This window comes from Yoonia sp. 2307UL14-13, assembly GCF_037572755.1.
Classification (GTDB): domain Bacteria; phylum Pseudomonadota; class Alphaproteobacteria; order Rhodobacterales; family Rhodobacteraceae; genus Yoonia.
In genome coordinates this window covers 159,123-178,561 of record NZ_JBBIFZ010000004.1, presented here as the reverse complement: position 1 = coordinate 178,561, position 19,439 = coordinate 159,123, and the positions used below count along the sequence as shown (strand labels likewise).

The 19,439-nt window shown below is 59.4% G+C and carries 23 protein-coding genes; 11 read left to right on the top strand and 12 right to left on the bottom strand.

Features of this window, described 5'->3' with window-relative positions; genetic code table 11:
• Positions 1-31: 31 nt before the first annotated feature.
• Positions 32-727, bottom strand: coding sequence for a DUF6683 family protein (locus V8J85_RS12135; RefSeq protein WP_339954012.1), 696 nt, complete (start codon positions 725-727; stop codon positions 32-34).
• A 266-nt stretch (positions 728-993) separates the two neighbouring features.
• Between V8J85_RS12135 and V8J85_RS12130 the strand changes: the two genes are divergently transcribed.
• The 4 genes from V8J85_RS12130 to V8J85_RS12115 all read left to right on the top strand — a co-directional run bounded on the left by V8J85_RS12130 (position 994) and on the right by V8J85_RS12115 (position 3,440).
• Complete coding sequence (locus V8J85_RS12130; protein ID WP_339954011.1) at positions 994-1,848, top strand: DUF2189 domain-containing protein; 855 nt, start codon at positions 994-996, stop codon at positions 1,846-1,848.
• Between the two features lie 219 nt (positions 1,849-2,067).
• Positions 2,068-2,349: an integration host factor subunit beta gene (gene ihfB / locus V8J85_RS12125; RefSeq protein ID WP_339954010.1), complete on the top strand. Its 282-nt coding sequence runs from the start codon at positions 2,068-2,070 to the stop codon at positions 2,347-2,349.
• A 66-nt stretch (positions 2,350-2,415) separates the two neighbouring features.
• On the top strand, positions 2,416-2,772 hold the full coding sequence (locus V8J85_RS12120) for a LapA family protein (protein ID WP_339954009.1): 357 nt from the start codon (positions 2,416-2,418) through the stop codon (positions 2,770-2,772).
• The gene (locus V8J85_RS12115) at positions 2,772-3,440 is read left to right on the top strand and encodes a phosphoribosylanthranilate isomerase (RefSeq protein ID WP_339954008.1); all 669 of its coding nucleotides are present in this window, start codon (positions 2,772-2,774) and stop codon (positions 3,438-3,440) included. The genes V8J85_RS12120 and V8J85_RS12115 overlap by 1 nt, the downstream gene beginning before the upstream one ends.
• Here V8J85_RS12115 and V8J85_RS12110 read toward each other — a convergent pair.
• The 6 genes from V8J85_RS12110 to meaB form a co-directional block, all read right to left on the bottom strand.
• The gene (locus tag V8J85_RS12110) at positions 3,437-3,865 is read right to left on the bottom strand and encodes an NUDIX hydrolase (protein WP_339954007.1); all 429 of its coding nucleotides are present in this window, start codon (positions 3,863-3,865) and stop codon (positions 3,437-3,439) included. The genes V8J85_RS12115 and V8J85_RS12110 overlap by 4 nt on opposite strands.
• 116 nt (positions 3,866-3,981) lie before the next feature.
• Positions 3,982-6,387 carry an ATP-dependent helicase HrpB gene (hrpB, locus tag V8J85_RS12105; RefSeq protein ID WP_339954006.1) on the bottom strand — a complete coding sequence of 802 codons (2,406 nt, stop codon included), beginning with the start codon at positions 6,385-6,387 and terminating at the stop codon, positions 3,982-3,984.
• Positions 6,388-6,418: 31 nt separating this feature from the next.
• Positions 6,419-6,817: a hypothetical protein gene (locus V8J85_RS12100; RefSeq protein WP_339954005.1), complete on the bottom strand. Its 399-nt coding sequence runs from the start codon at positions 6,815-6,817 to the stop codon at positions 6,419-6,421.
• A gap of 217 nt (positions 6,818-7,034) precedes the next feature.
• Complete coding sequence (rpmB, locus tag V8J85_RS12095; protein ID WP_339954004.1) at positions 7,035-7,319, bottom strand: 50S ribosomal protein L28; 285 nt, start codon at positions 7,317-7,319, stop codon at positions 7,035-7,037.
• A 144-nt stretch (positions 7,320-7,463) separates the two neighbouring features.
• Complete coding sequence (locus V8J85_RS12090) at positions 7,464-8,084, bottom strand: phytanoyl-CoA dioxygenase family protein (protein WP_339954003.1); 621 nt, start codon at positions 8,082-8,084, stop codon at positions 7,464-7,466.
• The gene (meaB, locus tag V8J85_RS12085) at positions 8,081-9,067 is read right to left on the bottom strand and encodes a methylmalonyl Co-A mutase-associated GTPase MeaB (protein WP_339954002.1); all 987 of its coding nucleotides are present in this window, start codon (positions 9,065-9,067) and stop codon (positions 8,081-8,083) included. Before meaB ends, V8J85_RS12090 begins: the two co-directional genes overlap by 4 nt.
• 117 nt (positions 9,068-9,184) lie before the next feature.
• Between meaB and V8J85_RS12080 the strand changes: the two genes are divergently transcribed.
• A complete protein-coding gene (locus tag V8J85_RS12080; RefSeq protein WP_339954001.1) occupies positions 9,185-9,862 on the top strand; it encodes a type 1 glutamine amidotransferase domain-containing protein in 678 nt (225 codons plus the stop codon).
• A gap of 1 nt (position 9,863) precedes the next feature.
• Here the strand turns inward: V8J85_RS12080 and V8J85_RS12075 are convergent, their stop codons facing one another.
• A complete protein-coding gene (locus tag V8J85_RS12075; RefSeq protein WP_339954000.1) occupies positions 9,864-10,541 on the bottom strand; it encodes an NAD-dependent deacylase in 678 nt (225 codons plus the stop codon).
• A gap of 139 nt (positions 10,542-10,680) precedes the next feature.
• Between V8J85_RS12075 and V8J85_RS12070 the strand changes: the two genes are divergently transcribed.
• Both V8J85_RS12070 and V8J85_RS12065 read left to right on the top strand, forming a co-directional pair.
• Entirely contained in the window at positions 10,681-11,364 is a 684-nt protein-coding gene (locus V8J85_RS12070) for a site-2 protease family protein (protein WP_339953999.1), read from the top strand.
• Between the two features lie 2 nt (positions 11,365-11,366).
• Positions 11,367-11,795 (top strand): low molecular weight protein-tyrosine-phosphatase, encoded by a 429-nt coding sequence (locus V8J85_RS12065; RefSeq protein WP_339953998.1) that lies wholly within the window; start codon positions 11,367-11,369, stop codon positions 11,793-11,795.
• Here V8J85_RS12065 and V8J85_RS12060 read toward each other — a convergent pair.
• Positions 11,755-12,072 carry an arginine transporter gene (locus tag V8J85_RS12060; protein ID WP_339953997.1) on the bottom strand — a complete coding sequence of 106 codons (318 nt, stop codon included), beginning with the start codon at positions 12,070-12,072 and terminating at the stop codon, positions 11,755-11,757. The genes V8J85_RS12065 and V8J85_RS12060 overlap by 41 nt on opposite strands.
• Before the next feature lie 223 nt (positions 12,073-12,295).
• Here V8J85_RS12060 and V8J85_RS12055 point away from each other — a divergent pair, with 223 nt between their 5' ends.
• The 3 genes from V8J85_RS12055 (at position 12,296) to V8J85_RS12045 (ending at position 16,776) form a co-directional block, all read left to right on the top strand.
• Positions 12,296-13,879, top strand: coding sequence for a DUF4034 domain-containing protein (locus tag V8J85_RS12055; protein ID WP_339953996.1), 1,584 nt, complete (start codon positions 12,296-12,298; stop codon positions 13,877-13,879).
• Between the two features lie 164 nt (positions 13,880-14,043).
• Positions 14,044-15,843 carry a translation elongation factor 4 gene (gene lepA, locus V8J85_RS12050; RefSeq protein ID WP_339953995.1) on the top strand — a complete coding sequence of 600 codons (1,800 nt, stop codon included), beginning with the start codon at positions 14,044-14,046 and terminating at the stop codon, positions 15,841-15,843.
• Between the two features lie 9 nt (positions 15,844-15,852).
• The gene (locus V8J85_RS12045; protein ID WP_339953994.1) at positions 15,853-16,776 is read left to right on the top strand and encodes a S1 family peptidase; all 924 of its coding nucleotides are present in this window, start codon (positions 15,853-15,855) and stop codon (positions 16,774-16,776) included.
• 325 nt (positions 16,777-17,101) lie between these two features.
• Here the strand turns inward: V8J85_RS12045 and V8J85_RS12040 are convergent, their stop codons facing one another.
• Both V8J85_RS12040 and V8J85_RS12035 read right to left on the bottom strand, forming a co-directional pair.
• Positions 17,102-17,245 (bottom strand): entericidin A/B family lipoprotein, encoded by a 144-nt coding sequence (locus V8J85_RS12040; protein ID WP_339953993.1) that lies wholly within the window; start codon positions 17,243-17,245, stop codon positions 17,102-17,104.
• Between the two features lie 156 nt (positions 17,246-17,401).
• Positions 17,402-18,139 (bottom strand): alpha/beta fold hydrolase, encoded by a 738-nt coding sequence (locus tag V8J85_RS12035; protein ID WP_339953992.1) that lies wholly within the window; start codon positions 18,137-18,139, stop codon positions 17,402-17,404.
• Positions 18,140-18,216: 77 nt separating this feature from the next.
• Between V8J85_RS12035 and V8J85_RS12030 the strand changes: the two genes are divergently transcribed.
• Entirely contained in the window at positions 18,217-18,585 is a 369-nt protein-coding gene (locus V8J85_RS12030) for a hypothetical protein (RefSeq protein WP_339953991.1), read from the top strand.
• Here V8J85_RS12030 and V8J85_RS12025 read toward each other — a convergent pair.
• Positions 18,506-19,396 carry a DUF817 domain-containing protein gene (locus V8J85_RS12025; protein WP_339953990.1) on the bottom strand — a complete coding sequence of 297 codons (891 nt, stop codon included), beginning with the start codon at positions 19,394-19,396 and terminating at the stop codon, positions 18,506-18,508. The two genes, V8J85_RS12030 and V8J85_RS12025, sit on opposite strands and share 80 nt — an antisense overlap.
• Positions 19,397-19,439 lie beyond the last annotated feature (43 nt).

The window sequence follows — 19,439 nt, the reverse complement described above, 5'->3', positions numbered from 1 at the left end:
CGGATTTGCGATCTGCGCGCATGCGGACGGATCACCGCAGGACAAGCCCGTTTTCCGTCAGGTTGAACATGTCGAGATTCACGCCGGATGCAATCGCGCCCTGCCGGACGGCAGCCTTGAGCTGTTCCATATAGGCGGGATCTGATTTCGCGGCATCAACGGTGACGTCGATCATCAGAGCTTGGAGGTAATACGCCTCGGCCGTTTCCTGTTTGACCGCGTCGCTCGCAGCGGTAACCTCGGGCAATGTCAGAAATACCTCGGTCACCTGATCCCTGACCGCGTTCATTGTCCGCATCGATGGAGTATCGGTGCGTCCCTGCGCGGCCAACCAAGCGGTCATCAGCCAGGCGGAATAGGCATCGGCGACATTGTTGGGATCAAAGCCCAGATTGCGCAACGGACCATCTGCAAATGCCAGGATGTCGGTGCGCGACAGGTCGCTTTCCAACTGGGCCGCACCTGTAGGGTCCACGCGGCGTGATTTTTGGATGAAGTTGGCATAGTTCTGTCGCCGCCGCTCAATCGACGGCGAAAAGACGAGGGTGTCGCGCGGTGCGGTCGCCGGAGCCGCGGTGCCGCCCGACTGCGCATTGTCGGTGATGCCATTCATGATCGCCCCATGCACGCCAGCGCTGACGAAGCCGCCGCCGATATCGGTAAATTGCGCGGCCGCCTTTCCGGCAAAGGCGACCAAACACACGATGATAAACGCCCTGATTGGCATGAACCGGGGCAGATAGTCTGCAAATCGGTGTCTCGCTTGGCTTGGCGACGCATGAGGCATGAATACTATCCTTTGATGTGTGGCGAAGGCTATTTGTGATCATTCAAGAACAATGCAGCAAGAACACCCGTGACTGTCAACGGTTGCGCCGATTGATCATCCGCAAACACCTCTGCGTGACTATCCTGCAATGCAGCGCAATCGTTGCCGTTTTGTGATATGCTTGATTCATCAGACGACATCGACGCATCGGTAAGGAGCGTGCAATGGTCAAAACAATCGGAAACCCCCTGACATGGACAGCCCGCGCGCTCAGCGGTAGTGCGCAGCATATCGGCGAGGGCACGGGCGAACTGGGTGATAAGGACGAAGCCCCGATCGAGGTCAGGGATATCGACATGGAGGATCTGCGCGGCGCGCTGCGGGCGGGCGCAGACGATTTCACAGCGCTCAGGACGGATGTGATGTTCATCGTGCTGATCTATCCGATCGTCGGCGTCCTTTTGGCGGTGTTTGCGTTGAACCGCGATATGATCCCGCTATTGTTTCCGATGATTTCGGGTTTCGCCCTGCTTGGACCCGTTGCCGCGATCGGACTTTATGAGATGAGCCGCCGCCGCGAAAAGGGGATGAATGCAGGGTGGGGTGATGCATTCGGCATCATCGGATCACCGTCGTTCATCCCGATGGCCGTGCTGGGTCTGTATCTCGCCTTTATCTTCGCGATCTGGATGTTTGCAGCCTACGCACTCTACGGTGTCACGCTGGGGCCAGAGCCGCCGACCTCGCTCTGGTCATTTCTCGGCGATGTTCTTGGCACCGGTGCCGGTTGGTTGATGCTGGTCAGCGGAATGGCGATCGGGTTCGTTTTCGCCGCGATCGTGCTGGCGATCAGCTTTGTATCGTTCCCCTTGCTGATCGACCGCCATGTGGGTCTGCCCCGCGCCGTGTCCGCGTCGGTCAAGATTGCCAGACAGAACCCGCGCACTGTCGCGGCCTGGGGTTTGATCGTCGCGGCCTCGCTTACCGTCGGCATCGCGACCCTGTTCATCGGGTTGATCTTTGTGCTGCCAGTGCTGGGTCACGCGACGTGGCACCTATATCGAAGGGCCGTCGTCTGACCCGAATCGTCCACCCGGCGGTGTGGTTCAGCGCCGGGTGCTTGGGCCAAAAGCGACCTTGTGGATCGGCCAAAGACAGCCAAGTCCCCAATTTCATGTCGTTTTTGTCGTGAAATGACGGTGACCCGCTATTTCGCCAAGGCCACAAAATGCATATAGTCCTTGGAAACGCGGCCCAAACGTTCCGGGCCACGACAAGATGCTGGGGAGGCCGCCAATATGATCCGATCCGAACTGATCCAAAAACTCGCGGACGAAAACCCCCACCTTTACCAACGCGATGTCGAGAAAATCGTGAACACCGTCTTCGAGGAAATCACCGGGGCAATGTCGCGGGGTGATCGGGTCGAATTGCGGGGATTTGGCGCATTTTCGGTCAAGAAGCGGGATCAGCGGATCGGGCGGAACCCACGCACGGGTGAATCCGTCGAGGTCGAAGAAAAGCATGTGCCGTTCTTCAAAACGGGAAAACTGTTGCGGGATCGCCTGAACGGCGCTTGAACGGGGTGACATTCCCGTAAGGTCGCCTATCTTGTTACACGCTGCGCAATACGCGAAGAGGGGGCCATGAAAACCATCCGTTACGCATTCTGGGCGATTGTCGCCCTGATCCTGATTCTGGTTGGCCTGGCCAATCGCGGACCCGTCACCGTGCGTGCCATGCCCGAAGCGATGAGCGAATTGCTGGGCATTTCACCGGATATCTCGGTCCCGCTATTCATCGTCATTTTCGCCGGTGTGTTGGCTGGCCTGATGATCGGGTTTCTATGGGAATGGGTGCGCGAACATCGCATGCGGGTCGAGGCCCGTGCGAAATCGCGTGAGGCGGATGCGCTGCGCCGCGAGGTCGATCAGCTGCGCGGTGCCGCTGCGGGGGCCAAAAGCGATGATGACGTTTTGGCGCTGTTGGAAAAGACCGGCTGATGTCTGACATCCGTGTGAAAATCTGCGGTCTGAGGGATCGGACCATGATCGATGTCGCCGCTGCCGCTGACGCCGCATATGTCGGTTTGGTCTTCTTCGAGAAATCGCCACGGCATGTCGATATCGCCAATGCAGCGGCATTGGCCCAGGCCGTTCCGCCCGGCGTGGCGAAAGTGGCGCTTGTCGTCGATGCTGACAATGCGCAGCTGGATGCGATCACTGACGCCGTTCCGCTTGATATGCTCCAACTGCATGGGGATGAAAGCCCCGAACGGGTGGCCGCCATTCGCGCGCGTTACGGTCTGCCGGTGATGAAGGCGCTGGGCGTGGCGGATGCACCTGATCTTGACCGGATCGCGCCCTATGCGCAGGTGTCCGATCAACTGCTGATCGATGCAAAACCACCACGTGATGCGGTTCTGCCAGGTGGGAATGGTTTGGCCTTTGACTGGCGGCTGCTGGGCGGGCGGCGCTGGCCGGTGCCGTGGATGTTGGCCGGAGGGTTGACGCCCGATAATGTCGCCGACGCGATCCGTTTGACCGGCGCGCGCCAGGTCGATGTATCGACCGGTGTGGAATGCGCGCGGGGCATTAAGGATGCGGACAAGGTTGCCCGTTTCGTCGCCGCCGCGCAAGACGCACTTATCCCGTCAGAGCAAGTTGTCTAAGCGGCGAACGCTTTCAGAACGTTACGCAATGCGGGATCGTCCACCAGCTTGACCGCCTTCGGGATCGACATCCATCGTCGTTCCCGCTTGTGCGCTTCCGGGTAAACATCCGACACGTGCGTTGCGGCGATTGTGAAGACATCGATCGCACAGGGAACGACCGCCCCATTGTCGAACCGCTTTTCGGTTATGAAGCGAGCGAACGGTTCCTTGCGCATCACACCGTCCTTTATACCTGCCTCTTCCCACGCTTCTTGCTGAGCGGCCTCGGCATCGGACAATCCGGCCTCGGGCCAGCCTTTGGGCAGGATCCAGCGTCCGCTGGAACTGGTGATCAATAGAACCTCCACCCCCCTCGTGCCATTGCGATGGCATAGGGCAGCGACCTGCGTCGTCGCAGGCGCATCAAGAGACGAATTCATCATACCCGTCCGAGAGAACCGGTTTATCGAAGACATAATGACCTGCCAATATATTGGTTTTATTGCCCCTTTGTTAACACGACCTGATTCGGTTGGCAAATTTACCCAGCGTCATCATCCTAACGCCCCCTTGGTTTCGGGCGTAACGTCGGATCGGCGACGGTGGGATCCTCAGGCCATGGATGCCGCGGATAGCGCCCGCGCATATCACGGCGCACATCCGCATAAGACGTCGCCCAGAACCCCACGATATCCTGTGTCGTCTGCACCGGTTTCTGCCCGGGGGACAGCAGGGTAATTCGCAGGGGGACCTTCCCGACCATAGGGTGCCGGGTCGCGCCGAACATCTCTTGCAGCCGCAATGTGATTTCGGGCGCATCACCGCCATAGTCGATGGGTATTTTGCGCCCAAGGGGTGTTTCGAAATGCGCAGGCGCCACCCGATCCAGCATCTGCATCTGGTTCCAGTCCAGCATCGCGCGCAGGGCGGGCAGGATGTCGAATTTTTTCCAATCCGCGGCGCTGCGCACCCCCTGTAGATGCGGCAAAAGCCAGCCTTCCAGATCATCCAGCAACGTGGTGTGATCCATCGCAGGCAGTTCGGCGACCAGCGCGACACGGGCGCGGAACCGATCCGCAGCGGCGCTTGGGCGCAGGCCAAGTTGACGGATACCGTCCAGCATGGCCCGCGCGACGGCATCATCCGGCGCATCCGACCAGACGCGATCATCCAGGATCAAAGCACCGAACCGTTCCTGCCTGCGCGCGATCACCTGATTGTCGCGGCGAGACCAGGCGCAAACGTCCTGCCACGCGATCTGATCCGCAAAGAGGTCCCGCAATTCGCGTTCGGTGATCGCCGCGGCCTGCCTGACCCGTGCCTGGCGTGTGTCACCGTCAAGATCTGTCGCCACGATCAGTCGTTGCCCGGCAAGCGGGTCATCGGCGGGCAGAAACGCCCCTTTGCCACCCGACAGGACATAGCGCGGATCGTCACCCTTGCGGCGCAGCCCGATCCGGTCCGGATATGCAAGCGCGGCTTGCTGCGCCAACGGCATCGCCGGGTGATCTGGCAGGTTCCTGGCGAGCCGCTTGGCCTCGTCCCTGATCTGCTGGATTGCGGGATGGTGCACGCTGCCCGGTCCGTCATAGCGGCCCCTTACCGCGCTGATACGCAACTGCAAGTCAGACGGCGCCCCGCGCAAAGGATCGCGCGCAGCCAGCACCGCGGCAAGGGTCGCTGCCTGTTTCCCCGCCATCTGCAACATATGACCCAACCGCGGATGCAGGGGCAGGGCGGTGAGGGCGCGACCGTGATCGGTAATCCGCATGTTGTCATCCAGCGCGCCAAGGCTTTGTAGCAATGCCTGCGCCTCGGCCAGCGCACCTGCAGGCGGAGCCGTCAGAAACGCCAGATCGGCACTGCCCCAGACCGCCAGATCCAGCGCCAGCCCGGCAAGGTCGGCCGTTTCGATCTCGGCCGGGGCAAAACCAGGCAATGCGCCATGTTCGCCCTTCGTCCACAGCCGGTAAGCGTCACCAGGGGCGACCCGGCCTGCGCGGCCCGCCCGCTGATCAGCCTCGGCACGGCTGACCCTTTCGGTCACCAGCCGTGACATGCCCGATCCCGGATCGAACCGGGCCCGTCGCGCGCGGCCTGCATCGATGACGACGCGGATATCCTGAATGGTCAGCGAGGTTTCGGCGATGGCTGTCGATAAAACAATCTTGCGCCCCTGCGCGAGCGGCGTGATCGCGGCGCGCTGGTCCTTGAAGGAAAGCGCGCCATAAAGCGGCTGGATCACGCAATCGCCCGGCAAACGACCTTGCAAAGCCGCTGCGGTGCGTCGGATCTCGCCCTCGCCCGGCAGGAACACCAGAATGCCCCCCTCGGTCGCTGCGGCAACGGCTATGGTAAGGTCGGCTGTTGCCGCTTCGAGCCGCGTGCCTTTCGGAACGGCCCGGTCCAGATAATGTGTCGTGACCGGAAATGACCGCCCCTCGGACGTGATCACCGGCGCGTCGTCAAGCAGCGCGGCAACCGGGGCCGCATCCAGCGTCGCCGACATAACCAGGATCATCAGGTCCGGGCGCAGAACCTGGGCGACCTCCCAAGTCAGGGCAAGACCCAGATCGGCATTGAGCGAGCGTTCGTGGAATTCATCGAAAATGACCGCGCCGACACCTTTCAAATCGGGATCGGATTGCAGCATGCGGGTCAGGATGCCCTCGGTGACGACTTCGATCCGACGTCCCGGTTTGCTGTCACCGCGCATACGATAGCCGACGGTCTGGCCCACCTTCTCACTCAGTCCCTCGGCAAGGCGTTCCGCCGCCGCACGCGCAGCCAGCCGACGCGGTTCGAGCATGATGATCTTGCCATCGATCAAACCTGCCTCGCGCATCGCCAAAGGGACGCGCGTGGTCTTGCCCGCGCCCGGTGGGGCCTGCAGAACGGCGCGACGGGTATCGCGCAAGGCGGCCATCAGGTCGGGCAGGACAGGTTCAATGGGCAGCGTGGTCATCGCCCCTGTTTCCGGCAGGGTCGGGGGTCGGTCAAGGGCCGAGCGGCGCGATCCCGATGGGGACGCCTGCATCGGCATCCCAGATATGCAATTCGTTGAAATCGCCGATGTTCACGCTGGTCGGCGCCTGAAAGACCTGTAAACCGGTAATTTTTTGTAAAGCACCCAGATCGGCGGCGGGCGAGGCAACACCGTCACGGCCCAGCCTGACCCGCAATTCCGGTCGCATCCCCGAAGACAGTGCGGTTTCCAGAACGATCAGCGATGTTCCGTTGCCTTGGTCGATGACCGAAATCCCATGGGATTTTATATAATTAACTGCCTCGGACCATTGGCCCGTATCAGTTTCATTCGCGATCGCCGCAGAATTGGCGGCCAGCGCAATAATAAATGTTGTGGCGCGCAATATGCGCTTGGCGGCATGTTTCATAACCGGACCCTCAGCAGACCATCAGGGTCGTCATGTCGTGATGACGTAATAAATACGTAAGAACGAATAATACAAATTCAAAGCACAACGATGTGACGATGCTGAAAAATCGCAGATTCACACGGTATGTTCAAGTGGGCAAATCCTGACCCACAGGTACGAAAAAGCCCGGCTACCGAATGCGGGCCGGGCCAAGTCATCTTGATTTCACGATCGGTTAGGCTGCAGTCGCCTTTGCGATCTCTTTCTTCACCTTCAGCGCTGCGGCTGACAGCTCGGCCTCTTTCGCCTTGACCATGAAAGCATCCAGACCACCACGGTGATCGACGGTACGCAGGGCGGCACTGGAAATGCGGAATTTGAACGCACGGCCCAGCACGTCCGATTGCAGGGTCACGTCCTGCAGGTTGGGCAGAAAGCGGCGTTTGGTCTTGTTGTTGGCATGGCTGACATTGTTGCCCGACATCGGGCCTTTTCCGGTCAGTTCGCAGCGGCGCGACATGGGCGTTTTCCTTGTTCTGGCGGACCTCACCACCTGAATGGTGGGACATCCTGTCAAAGGGTTAAGCCCCGCATCTGCAGGGCTGTTCATAAGATCAGCGCCAGATAGGAGGATTCCAAACGCCCGTCAACCCGGCTCTTGCGATCAATCTATCCAAGCCAGCGGCGCGGGAAGCGCGAACGCCGCGTAATCGACCCGCAGCACCCGGCGGACCGCCGGTTTTGTGGCAGCAACCGACCGATGAAGCGTCAACATCGGCAGGATCAGAATGTCACCGCGTAAGGCAGTGCAGATGTGCGATGGATAGCTTGCGGCAAGCGTGGCGGCCCGATCCGTGGCGACCAGACCTGCCGCGTGGCTACCTTCGGCAAGTTCCATTGCACCCGCGGCCGCGTCCGCATCATCCAAATGGATCCGCACAAACAACATCTCGTTCAAAAGGCCGGCAGGCGGTTCACAATGCCAAACATCACCTTTGCGCGTCCAGTTGGTAAAGCCTGCCACATCCACCTTTTGTTTGACCGCGATCACACGGTCCTGATGCCACGGCAGGGCCCAGTTCGTCTCAGGGCTTTTGTCGAAGGCGACGGCGCGAACCGGGCGCATGTCCGGCACGCGCCGCCGGATCAGCCGATCGACGGGCGTCAATGCCCGCTGCAGCGTGGCGTTCAACGTCAACCGCGCACCCGGCTTGCCGCGCGTCGCGAAAACGGCATCCAGCGCCTGCAGCGCCGCATGTCCAAGCGCGCTGCGCTCCCACATCATCTTTTTTCCAAGGGTGCCAAGACCTGCACCGCCGCCGCCGCTGGTGACAATGACCCGTCTCGGACCTGAGCGGCGGCTTCGATCATTCGTGCATTGGTATCCGGGTCGTCCTGCAACCACCTAAGCAGCCCATGCCGCACATCTTCGGCGAACCAATGGCTGGCCTGTGCCTGCCGTGTTTGGTCCCAGATCGCATGCTCTTTGCGCCAATCGACAAGGGCCTGCATCTCATCCCAGGCTTCGCCCAGACCGGCGGCCTCGATCGCGGAAATCGTCAGCGCCTTGGGAAACCCGTCCGGATCCTGAGGCCGCTTGCGCAAAAGACGCAGGGCGCCTGCATAATCTGCGCACGTTCTGATCGCCTGTTCTTTCAACGCACCATCTGCCTTGTTGACGAAGATCAGGTCCGCGATCTCCATGATCCCGCGCTTGACCCCCTGCAATTCGTCGCCGCCTGCGGGGGCGAGCAACAGGACGAACAGGTCCGACATGTGGGCGACAACGGTTTCGGATTGGCCGACACCTACCGTCTCGATCAGGACGACGTCGAAACCCGCCGCCTCGCACAGCGCCACGGCCTCGCGGGTGCGGCGCGCGACACCGCCCAGTTCGGTCTGGCTGGGCGAGGGCCGGATGAACGCATTGGGATCACGGGCCAGATGATCCATCCGGGTCTTGTCGCCCAGGATCGACCCACCCGACCGGGCCGAGGACGGATCGACCGCCAGCACCGCCACCCGCTTGCCCATACCCGTCAACATAAGGCCGAAACTTTCGATGAACGTGGACTTGCCGACGCCCGGCGTCCCCGACAGACCGATACGCAAGGCCTGCCGGTCGGTGCCCAACGCCTCTTGCAGGGCCAAAGCATCGGCCCTGTGATCGGCGCGGCCACTTTCCACCAGCGTAATTGCCCTGGCGAGCGCGCGCCGGTCACCGGCGCGGATACGGTCGGCCAGGTTGCGTATGTCGATATTCGTCATAACCGCTTTCTGATCGGGTCGGTCGCGGCTGTCCAGTTGTGATCGGCATTTCAGGCGATGGACGGAACGATCACTTCAAGGGCGCGTTGAGCGCCGCAACATAAATAGAGGTCCGATATGAAAATCCTGATGGTTCTGACATCACATGATCAACTTGGCGACACGGGCGAGAAGACTGGCTTTTGGCTCGAAGAATTTGCGGCACCTTACTACACGCTAAAAGATGCCGGCGCCGAGATTGTCTTGGCATCACCGAAAGGTGGTCAGCCTCCTCTGGACCCAAAAAGCGATGAAGCGGATGCGCAAACCGACGCGACGAAGCGTTTCAAATCAGATGACGATGCGCAGGCCGCCTTGGCAAATACCAAGAAGCTGGCCGAGGTCAGCGCGGATGGATTTGATGCAGTATTCTACCCCGGCGGTCACGGCCCGCTTTGGGACCTGGCCGACGACAAAGACAGCGTGCGGCTTATCGAGGCTTTTGCCCAGTCGGGGCAACCTATCGGCGCCGTGTGCCATGCGCCTGCCATTTTCAAGAACACCAAATCCGTCGATGGTGCCCCTCTTGTTGCCGGAAGAAAGGTGACCGGTTTCACGAATACCGAGGAAAAGGCAGTTGGCCTGACGGATGTCGTGCCGTTTCTGGTCGAAGATATGTTGAAAGAGAAAAATGGCACCTACCAGCGCGGCGAAGACTGGGCGTCTTTCGTCGTCACTGACGGCAAGTTGATTACCGGCCAAAACCCGGCGTCGTCCGAGGCCGCAGCGGAGGCATTGCTGAAGGCACTAAGCTGAGTCAGTTCAACATCTCGCCAACCCATTCCGGCACCACCTCCGTCGCCGGGCCGAACCGCCGCGCGCCAAAGCTGTTCGCCCGCGCCGAAGGCTTCAGGTTCAACTCCAGCGTTTCGCCCTGCGCCATTTCGACCAGTCCGGCGGCCGGATAGACCTCTGCACTCGTGCCGATCGCGACGAACAGGTCCGACGCTGCAACCAGCGCGCTGATCTCATCCATCGCATAGGGGATTTCACCGAACCAGACGACGTCGGGGCGTGTCGCGGGCACGGCGCATGTCGGGCACGGGTCCGCCGGATGCATGACCGCAGGCGCGTCCCACCGCGCGCCACATGCCGCACAAAGGGCCCGCATCAGCTGCCCATGCATGTGGATCACCGCTTGCGATCCCGCGCGTTCATGCAGATCGTCGACGTTCTGTGTCACGATGGTCAGAACGTGTGCCTTGGACTTTTCCAATCTCGCAAGCGCATGATGGGCTGCATTCGGCCCGGATTCTTGACAATTTCTGCGTCTGGCATTGTAGAAGTCATGGACCAGCGCCGGGTCGCGGGCAAAACCCTCGGGCGTTGCCACGTCATTCAGATCATACTTGGTCCACAGCCCGTCGACATCGCGAAACGTGCCCAATCCGCTTTCGGCCGAAATGCCCGCACCTGTGAGAACCACTATCTTCATGGTCCGACCATGCGCGGACGGCTTGAAACATGGCAAGCGGCAGATCGGCCACAGCGCAGCCATCAAATGGTCGTATGACTGTCAAAGCACGGCTGTATGTGATCTGTCGACCGGACCGACTGCGACCAGGATCACGACCATGCTACGCGACGACAATGTCATCTTCCACTTCACCGGACCTATGGGCGTGCGGGTCGAGGTAGGGCAATCCTTGCTGATGCTGGTGGCCGTGCTGACCTTACTGGCCGGTGGCGATATCGTCAGTGGTCTGATCTTCTCGGGGCTATTGGTGCTGTCGATCTTCCTGCACGAGCTGGGGCATGCATGGGGCGCGTTGGTCCAAGGCGTGCCCGTCCGCCGGATCATGCTGCATGGGGGCGGCGGGTTCTGCGAAAGGGCGCGTTCGGCAAGCGCGCGCGAGGATGAGTTGATCGTGGCCATGGGGCCGATCGTCAACCTGACGCTCTGGGCTTTGGCCTCGCTCGCGCAATGGTGGATGATCAGCGGGGATCCTTTCATCCCATCGACGCTGACGGTTCAGATCTATTATTATCTGGGCGTCTTGGCCTTCCTCAATCTGGCCCTTTTCATCTTTAACATGATCCCGGTACAGCCGCTGGATGGGGGCAAACTATTCCATCTGATCCTGTTGCGTTTCCTGCCACCGGGTGCGGCCCATCGGATCACCGGGCAGGTTGGGTTGGTCCTTTCGGTTCTTTGGATCCCCGCGATGATCGCGGCTTACGTCCAATACGGGTGGCTTTTGCTTTTCATCCCGTCGATCCCGATGCATTACCGCATGGCGCGCGGCGAACTGGCCTAGGCATGCGCATCCTGTTCGTCTGTCTCGGCAATATCTGCAGGTCGCCCGCGGCAGAGGCTGTGATGCGCAAACTGGGACCCGAGATGACGCTGGACAGTGCCGGGACCGGCGGCTGGCATACGGGTGACGCGCCCTATGGCCCCATGCAAGAGGCCGCGAAAGCACGCGGGCTGGACCTGAGCGATCTGCGCGCGCGGCAATTCAACGTCGCCGACTTCCGGGCATTCGATTTAATCGTCGCGATGGATGACCAGAACTTCGCCGATATCAACGCGATGCGCCCGCCCGGCCTTGCCACCCCGGTGCGAAAGCTGGCAGACGATAACGTCCCCAATCCGTACTACACCCGCGACTTCAACGGCGCGCTCGACATGATCGAGGCGGCCTGCGTCAGCCTACGGGCCGACATTGCTGGCGCGCCCGATCGCTGAACATCTTGTAGCGGTCCCAGAACGCCTCATCATTGCGGCGGTCCGATTGGCGGGTATCCTGCGCCAGCTGCGGATCGGCGAAAAAGGCAGCTGCCCGCGCCTGATCGCGTGAAGACAGGGTCTGGTTGGCGACCTGCTGCACACAGGAACACAAGGCCGGCGACGCATTGCGGCGATCGGCGGCGATGCAAGCCTCTCCGACGGTGCCTGATACGCCACCCCCGCCGCCGCAAGCGGCCAAAACGGCCATCGCGCTCAATACTAGAATTCGTCGCATCAACAATGCCTCTGCTCGGCCCCTGTCTTACGCAGGTGGCCATGTCGTGCCCCACCGGGCAGAGTATGGCGGGGAGGGGGGCGGGATGCAATCGGGGAGTTCCGCAAGGTGTTTCCTGATATGAACAAAGTCGCCAAATGAAGTCACCCTCCTGCTGACACGTCTTGTGCCCCCCACCAAAACTGCGCAACCTTTATGTATACGTCCAATGAGGATTCGACCAATGCGTGTGCTTGTCTTTGTCATAAGCCTCTTTGTATCCAGCTTACCCGTTGATGCTGCAGTCACCGGTGACGACATCCGAGCATTAGCCTATCGAGGTGATGTTGACGGGCTCGAGCGCAGCTTTGCCGAGGCGCACCGCCAATCTCTGACGGGTGACTTGGCCTATGACGACCTGCGCGATCTGGTTATCGCATTGACGGTCAGTCATCCGACCATCTGGGATACTACCAGTGCCTGGATCGAGGCCTACCCCCAGTCGCCATACGCGCATGCGCTTCGCGCGTTTCAATACAACACGTTGTCTTGGAACATCCGCGGAAGCGGGCCGGCGCGGGGCAAGCGCCGCGAGGCACTTGCCGATTTCAGCAGATATCAAGAATGGGCGATGGACCATGCGCAGATGGCATTCGACGCCAGTCCAGATTATGTACCGGGCTCTGACGCAATCTTCCGTCTGCAGGCGACGACTAAGCGATATTCACGTCGCACGATCCTGTCGATGATATCCATCATCATGCAGGTGCAGCCAAATATCGGTTCGCTCAAAAGAGCGTCAACCATGACACAGCAGGGATGGGGCGGTCGCGGACAACGTGACATCATCCTTCTGTGTGAAGAGCATGCAGACAAGGTACCCGATGACAGCTATGACGCCGACATCTGCATATATCATCTGACCCGCCAATACTGGGCACGGGATGAGGAATACGCCTATGCGGATCAGCGACTGGGCGACAAGGCCCATCCCGCTATCGAACGGGTACAAGCGTTTGCGATCACCACCGGCCGTTCTGGTCGCCGCAGCGCCGAAGATGCCCGCATCGTCGAAAACTACCTCCGGGGTGCAGGCTACCGTGACTATGACATGGCCCAACGGTATCTTGCCACATTTCCCCAGAACAGGCTGAGCCAGCTGACGTTCATCTCGGATATCGCAAACGCCGCGATTGAACATGCGCGCGCCGAGATCGCGCATGATCCGCTCAACCCCGACCTTCTTGATGTTCTGGAACGGCGCAGCCGTTTCTTCGTATCGGTTGACCATGACTACCCATACGACTTCAAAAGCCCAAATGGCGATATAATAGACGCACGTCGCGCCGCGATCAGCCGTTACAACGCCGATGAATGGCTTGTCGTTGCAAGAAATCTGTCCGGCTCAAAAGAGCTGCTCATCTCGCGTGAAGCCGATCCCTACTTCACAAACGGTGTCTACTACAGCGATCATAGCTATTCCGCGATGCGAGACATGTTACATCACCATTACGACGCCTGGCGATTTGCACAGCATGATGGTGAGATCGGCCCATACCTTCACGAAGATCGACAGACGGTAGAATACTGGATGTGCCCGGTCGTCCGTCTGACGCGGCTACTTGATGCAAAATGCGAGGCGGATCACGACGCAGAACATTGCCCGGTGGCGATGCTTGGGTTTCGCGCGCCATATCGTGGCCTTTTAGACGAAGCTCGCAAAAATGACCTGTGTTCCTCGGAACTGCAGAGCACGATCGCGGACCTCCGATTTAGCCCCATGCCGGTCGCGATGGACTACGCTCTCGAGCCGCTCGTGTTCGAATGATCGTGAAGGCCGCCATCGAAAAGGACCCATCTGCGCAGAACAAGCTGGATCTTTAGCACAACGCAGTCGGGGACCTCACCATCCAGCCCAGTGACCTTGATCAAGTCCGGGGCTGCGGCACAATCGACATTGACCGGCGCGCATTTCGGCGACATATCCCTGTCATGACAGACCTTTCCCATATCCGCAATTTCTCGATCGTCGCCCATATCGACCATGGGAAATCGACGCTCGCTGACCGCCTGATCCAGTCCACCAACACGGTGGCGGATCGGGACATGAAGGAGCAACTGCTCGACGCCATGGATATCGAGCGTGAACGGGGGATTACGATCAAAGCGAACACCGTGCGGATCGATTACGTCGCGGAGAACGGTGAGAAATATGTCCTCAACCTGATCGACACGCCCGGTCACGTTGACTTTGCCTACGAGGTGTCACGCTCCATGCGCGCCGTCGAAGGCTCGCTGCTGGTCGTGGACAGCACCCAGGGGGTCGAGGCGCAGACGCTTGCCAATGTCTACCAGGCCATCGATGCGGATCACGAAATCGTCCCTGTCCTGAACAAGATCGACCTGCCCGCATCTGAATGCGACCGCGTGGCCGAACAGATCGAGGATGTGATCGGCATCGACGCGACCGACGCCATTCAGGTCAGCGCCAAGACCGGCGTTGGCATCAAGGACACACTCGAGGCGATCGTCCACAAACTCCCCGCGCCCAAGGGCGACCGAGATGCGCCGCTCAAGGCGATGCTGGTCGACAGCTGGTATGACAGCTATCTGGGCGTCATCGTGCTTGTCCGCGTCATCGACGGGCAGATGAAAAAGAACGACAGGGTCAAGTTCATGTCGAACGGGACCATCCACCAGATCGACAAGATCGGGGTGTTCCGGCCCAAGATGCAGGATGTCGAGGTTTTGGGCCCGGGCGAGATCGGGTTCATCACGGCCTCCATCAAGCAGGTGCGCGATACGCGGGTCGGCGACACGATCACGTCCGAGAAGAAGGGGGCGGAAACGCCTTTGCCCGGTTTCAAGCCATCGCAGCCCGTGGTCTTCTGCGGGCTGTTCCCCGTGGACAGCGCCGAATTCGAGGACCTGCGTGATGCGATTGAAAAACTCGCGCTCAACGATGCGTCGTTCAGTTTCGAGATGGAGACCTCAGCCGCCCTCGGGTTCGGCTTCCGCTGCGGTTTCCTTGGCCTCTTGCACCTTGAGGTCATCCGCGACCGGATCGAACGCGAATACGATATCGACCTGATCACCACCGCGCCGTCGGTGATCTATCACGTCTATATGCGCGACGGGACCAAGATCGACCTGCACAACCCCGCGGACATGCCCGACATGACCCATGTGGACCATATCGAGGAGCCGCGGATCAAGGCGACGATCCTTGTGCCCGATGAATATCTGGGCGACGTCCTGAAACTGTGCCAGGACCGGCGCGGCGTGCAGTTGGACCTGACCTATGCGGGCTCCCGCGCGATGGTGGTTTATGACCTCCCCCTCAATGAAGTTGTGTTCGATTTCTACGATCGGCTGAAATCGGTGACCAAGGGCTATGCGTCCTTTGATTACCAGATGACCGGTTACCAAACCGACAATCTGGTCAAGATGTCGGTGCTGGTGAATGATGAACCGGTCGACGCGCTGTCGATGATGGTCCACCGCGACCGGGCCGAGATGCGGGGCCGGGCGATGTGCGAAAAGCTGAAAGAGCTGATCCCGCGCCACATGTTCAAAATCCCAATTCAGGCGGCCATCGGCGGCAAAGTCATCGCACGCGAGACGCTATCGGCCCTACGCAAGGACGTGACGGCCAAATGCTACGGCGGCGACGCCACGCGGAAACGCAAGCTGCTGGACAAGCAGAAGGCGGGGAAGAAAAAGATGCGACAGTTCGGGAAAGTGGATATCCCGCAGGAGGCGTTTATTTCGGCGTTGAAAATGGATGGGTGAGGCGTGGCCGTGCCAAATGATAGAGGCCTAATTGAAGAACGAATCAGAAGGAAATTTAAGTGGCGGCGATTCAATCAAATAACCGACGCCATTTTTCCAATAACCCTTCGCCGTGTGTATGAGGATGGGTGCGAGCACGAGAAGACTAGTATTGGGACTGCCTTTTACATTCATTCCTATCAGCACCATTGCGGTCTATTGGTATCAAATTATCATTGTTTTGCTGGGCGCGATCCTATCTCAAAAAAGAGTATAGGTTCTTTCGTTCCAAACTTTGTTGATGTTGAGTTTCGATATTCGATGCCCTCACAAGAAGATGGGTTTGTGAAGATTGATGAAAGGACTGTGCGGTTTTCGCTTTTGAGCGATGACGAGACTCCCCTATTTTTTGATCTTTTGGAAGAAAAGGAGCCCGCTTACCAGGCCGACTTAGCGGCACTACCTATAGAAATTCCGGGGTCGATCCCGGACGTCGAAGGATCTGAAGTCTTGTTTGAGCACCAGGCCTTTTGGTCCTTAAATCTTGGGGCTAATTTGTCTGTAGGAGAGGACTGTTTTGTAGTAGGTTTTCCCCACGGTCTTCGTGGTGATGGTAGACTGCCAATTTGGAAGCGTGCCTCTATAGCTTCAGAGCCGGTAAATACCTATAATGGAAAATTGGCATTTCTGGTCGATACTGTTACCCGGAAAGGTATGTCTGGTTCCCCGGTCGTAGCGAGGAAGTTACGCGAAAAGCGAATTGATCATTTTCCTGTTGATTTTGAAGATTTGTTTGAAGACAGATTAGTCGGTGTTTACTCTGGGCGAGTTGGAGAAGGAGAGAAGGGGGTACAGCTCGGAATTGTCTGGTCGATAGAGTTGCTCGAACTATTGATTGCTTCTGTACCCAAAAATTTGGCTGTCGCAAAACCAACTTTCGTAGCGCCTGTGTAGGGTGGGTGAAACCCACGTGTCACCAAGTTATCCTCCCACCCGATCCATTCCGTCTCGCGCGTGGGTTTCACCCACCCTACGAAAGTTCGAATAGGGCCAATCTTCCTGCGCTTTGACCAATCCGTGCTTCACCGGATTCCACCAACAATACGCCACATGCGCGCGGTAATCATCGGCACCCCGCGAACCACCTCCGCCCATTCATCCCGGCCACATCTGCCACAAGCTGATCGATCTCGGGCGGGTCCACGCTGGGCTCTGCCCTTCGCTGATCCAAACAAAAAGGCGGCCCTGCCGGACCGCCCTTTTACAAAATGCGACCCCATCACAAATCGTTCTGGACCTCTTGGCTCTCTTCTGTCAGCGCGTCTCCAGCGTTCGAGATGTCTTGTCCGGCCCCTTGGACCGTCTCGCAGGCGGCGAGGGTGAAGGTGGCGGTGATCAGGCCGAGGATCGTTGCGATGCGCATGGTTTTTCCTTTCGATTTGATGTCGATGGGGGTTCAACGCACGGACTGCGCCAGACGTTCCGGCGCTTCATCATGATGAACAAAATCTTGCCACTGCGCGCGCAAAGTGTGTGTACGCTGTGTGTACGGCCTGTGCACACGCGGTGCACAGGATGCTCACGCCAGAAACGCCGCCACCGCCGCCGCGAACTCCCGCGGCTTCTCAGCATGGACCCAATGCCCCGCCCCAGGGATTTTCGCGAACTTCGCTGCCGGAAACAGGTCCTTGATCCGGTCGCGATCCGCGCGCCGAACATAATCGGAATTGCCCCCCGACAGGAACAGCGTGGGGCCGTCGAACTGGTCGACGATATCAGGAAAGCCAATGATCTTGTCCATCTCGGCGGCCAAAATGTCCAGGTTCAGCCGCCAGCGTTTCTCTTTCATATCAAGGCTTTGCAGCAGAAAGTCGGGCACCCCCGGCTCCAAGTCACTCAGCTGCGCCTTGGCGTCCGCCCGGTTCTCGACCTGTGACAGATCAACCCCCCGCATCGCCTCAATCGGCCCCATCTGCGTATGGGCGTAAGTGATGGGGGCAATATCGGCGACGATCAATTTGCCAACCTTTTCAGGATGTTGCAGCGCCAAGACCATCGCCGCTTTCCCTCCCATCGAATGCCCCAGAACATCCATGGGTTGGTCCATAACCTTCGCCAAATCCCGCGCCAGATCATCATAGGAATGCGTATCAAACCAAGGGCTTAGCCCATGGTTGCGCATGTCCACGGCCACAACAGGCCGCACCTCTGACAGCCGTTTGGCGATCACCCCCCAATTTCGGGCCGACCCGAAAAGCCCGTGCGCGATCAGCAGGGGCGTCCCGTCGGGGCCACCATAGGAAACCGTGTTCAACATGCATCTGTTCTAACCGTTCCGCGACCGGGAAGACCAGAAGGATTGAGGCGCGCCTGCAACCTCTCTAAACGCCTGCCATGGCCGACCAAATCCAGAAATATATCGCGGAAATCCAAGCGCTTATGGAAACAAAGCTATGGGTCAAAGGCCGTGACCTGAAGGCACAGACCCGCAAGGCCGGGCGGCGCCTGCCGCGTAAGGTACGCCGCGATCTGCGCTATTTGATCGACACGGCACCACTGGCCAACAACCCCAAACTGGGACGGATGATTAACCATTCGAAAGTGGATAAGGCCTATGCCAACGTCACAGCGCATTTGCGGGGGCTGAACCCGCGTGAGGCGATGTGGACGATGGTCCTGAACATCACGGCATCGATTGCGCTGGGGCTGATCGTGATCTTCGTGATCGTCCTCTACGTGCTGGTGCAAAGGGGCTATGTCTGACCGGGTCGCGGACGACGAGCGTGACAGTGGCGAAAGCGACGTACAGGAGCAGATACCATGAGCCGAGCTTGGCAAAGCTGACGAGTTCGAGCGGGTTCTGGCCGCTATAGATCCAGGTCCCGGTGAGCGTCCCGATGTTTTCGGCGATCCAAAGGAAAATGCTGGACAGGAACGCCGCAAGGGGGAGCGGCATCCAATACCAATTCGCCCCGATATGGAACCAGATGCGGGTGCGCAGATATAGGGCGAGGGTGGCCGCGAAAAGCAGATAGCGCGCGTCCCAGATAAAGTGGTGCGCGAAGAAATTGACATAGACGGCGATGGCGAGACCGAAATGCAGGATCATTGGCGGGAAAGGTGCGAATTGCATATCAAAAAGCCGGATGACCCGCGCCATATAGCTGCCGACGGCCGCGTACATGAAGCCCGAGAACAGGGGCACGCCGTAGAGTTTGAAGAACGCAGCCTCGGGGTAGCTCCATGAACCGGCGCTCACCTTGAACCACTCCATCGCGGTGCCGGTCAGGTGAAAGATCAGGATCACCCGTGCCTCGGCCCATGTTTCCAGCTTGAACCGCAGGAAGAGCGCTTGCAACGCGAGCGCAAGGACAAACAGCGCGTCATAGCGGGCGATGGGCCAGTCGGCCTGCCAGATCAGTTTCGTGCCGATAATCGCGGCAAGAAGTGCGCCGCCAAAGAGACAGGCCCAGCCTTGCTTCAAAACGAAGAGGATAAATTCACTAACCGAGGCAGGCAGGCGTTGCCGCATCCACCGGCCCATGCGCCGTTCAAGGTATCTGGTCTTGGTCATAGCGCTTGGATTAGGCGGCGGTCGTGCAGGATACAGCGCGGTT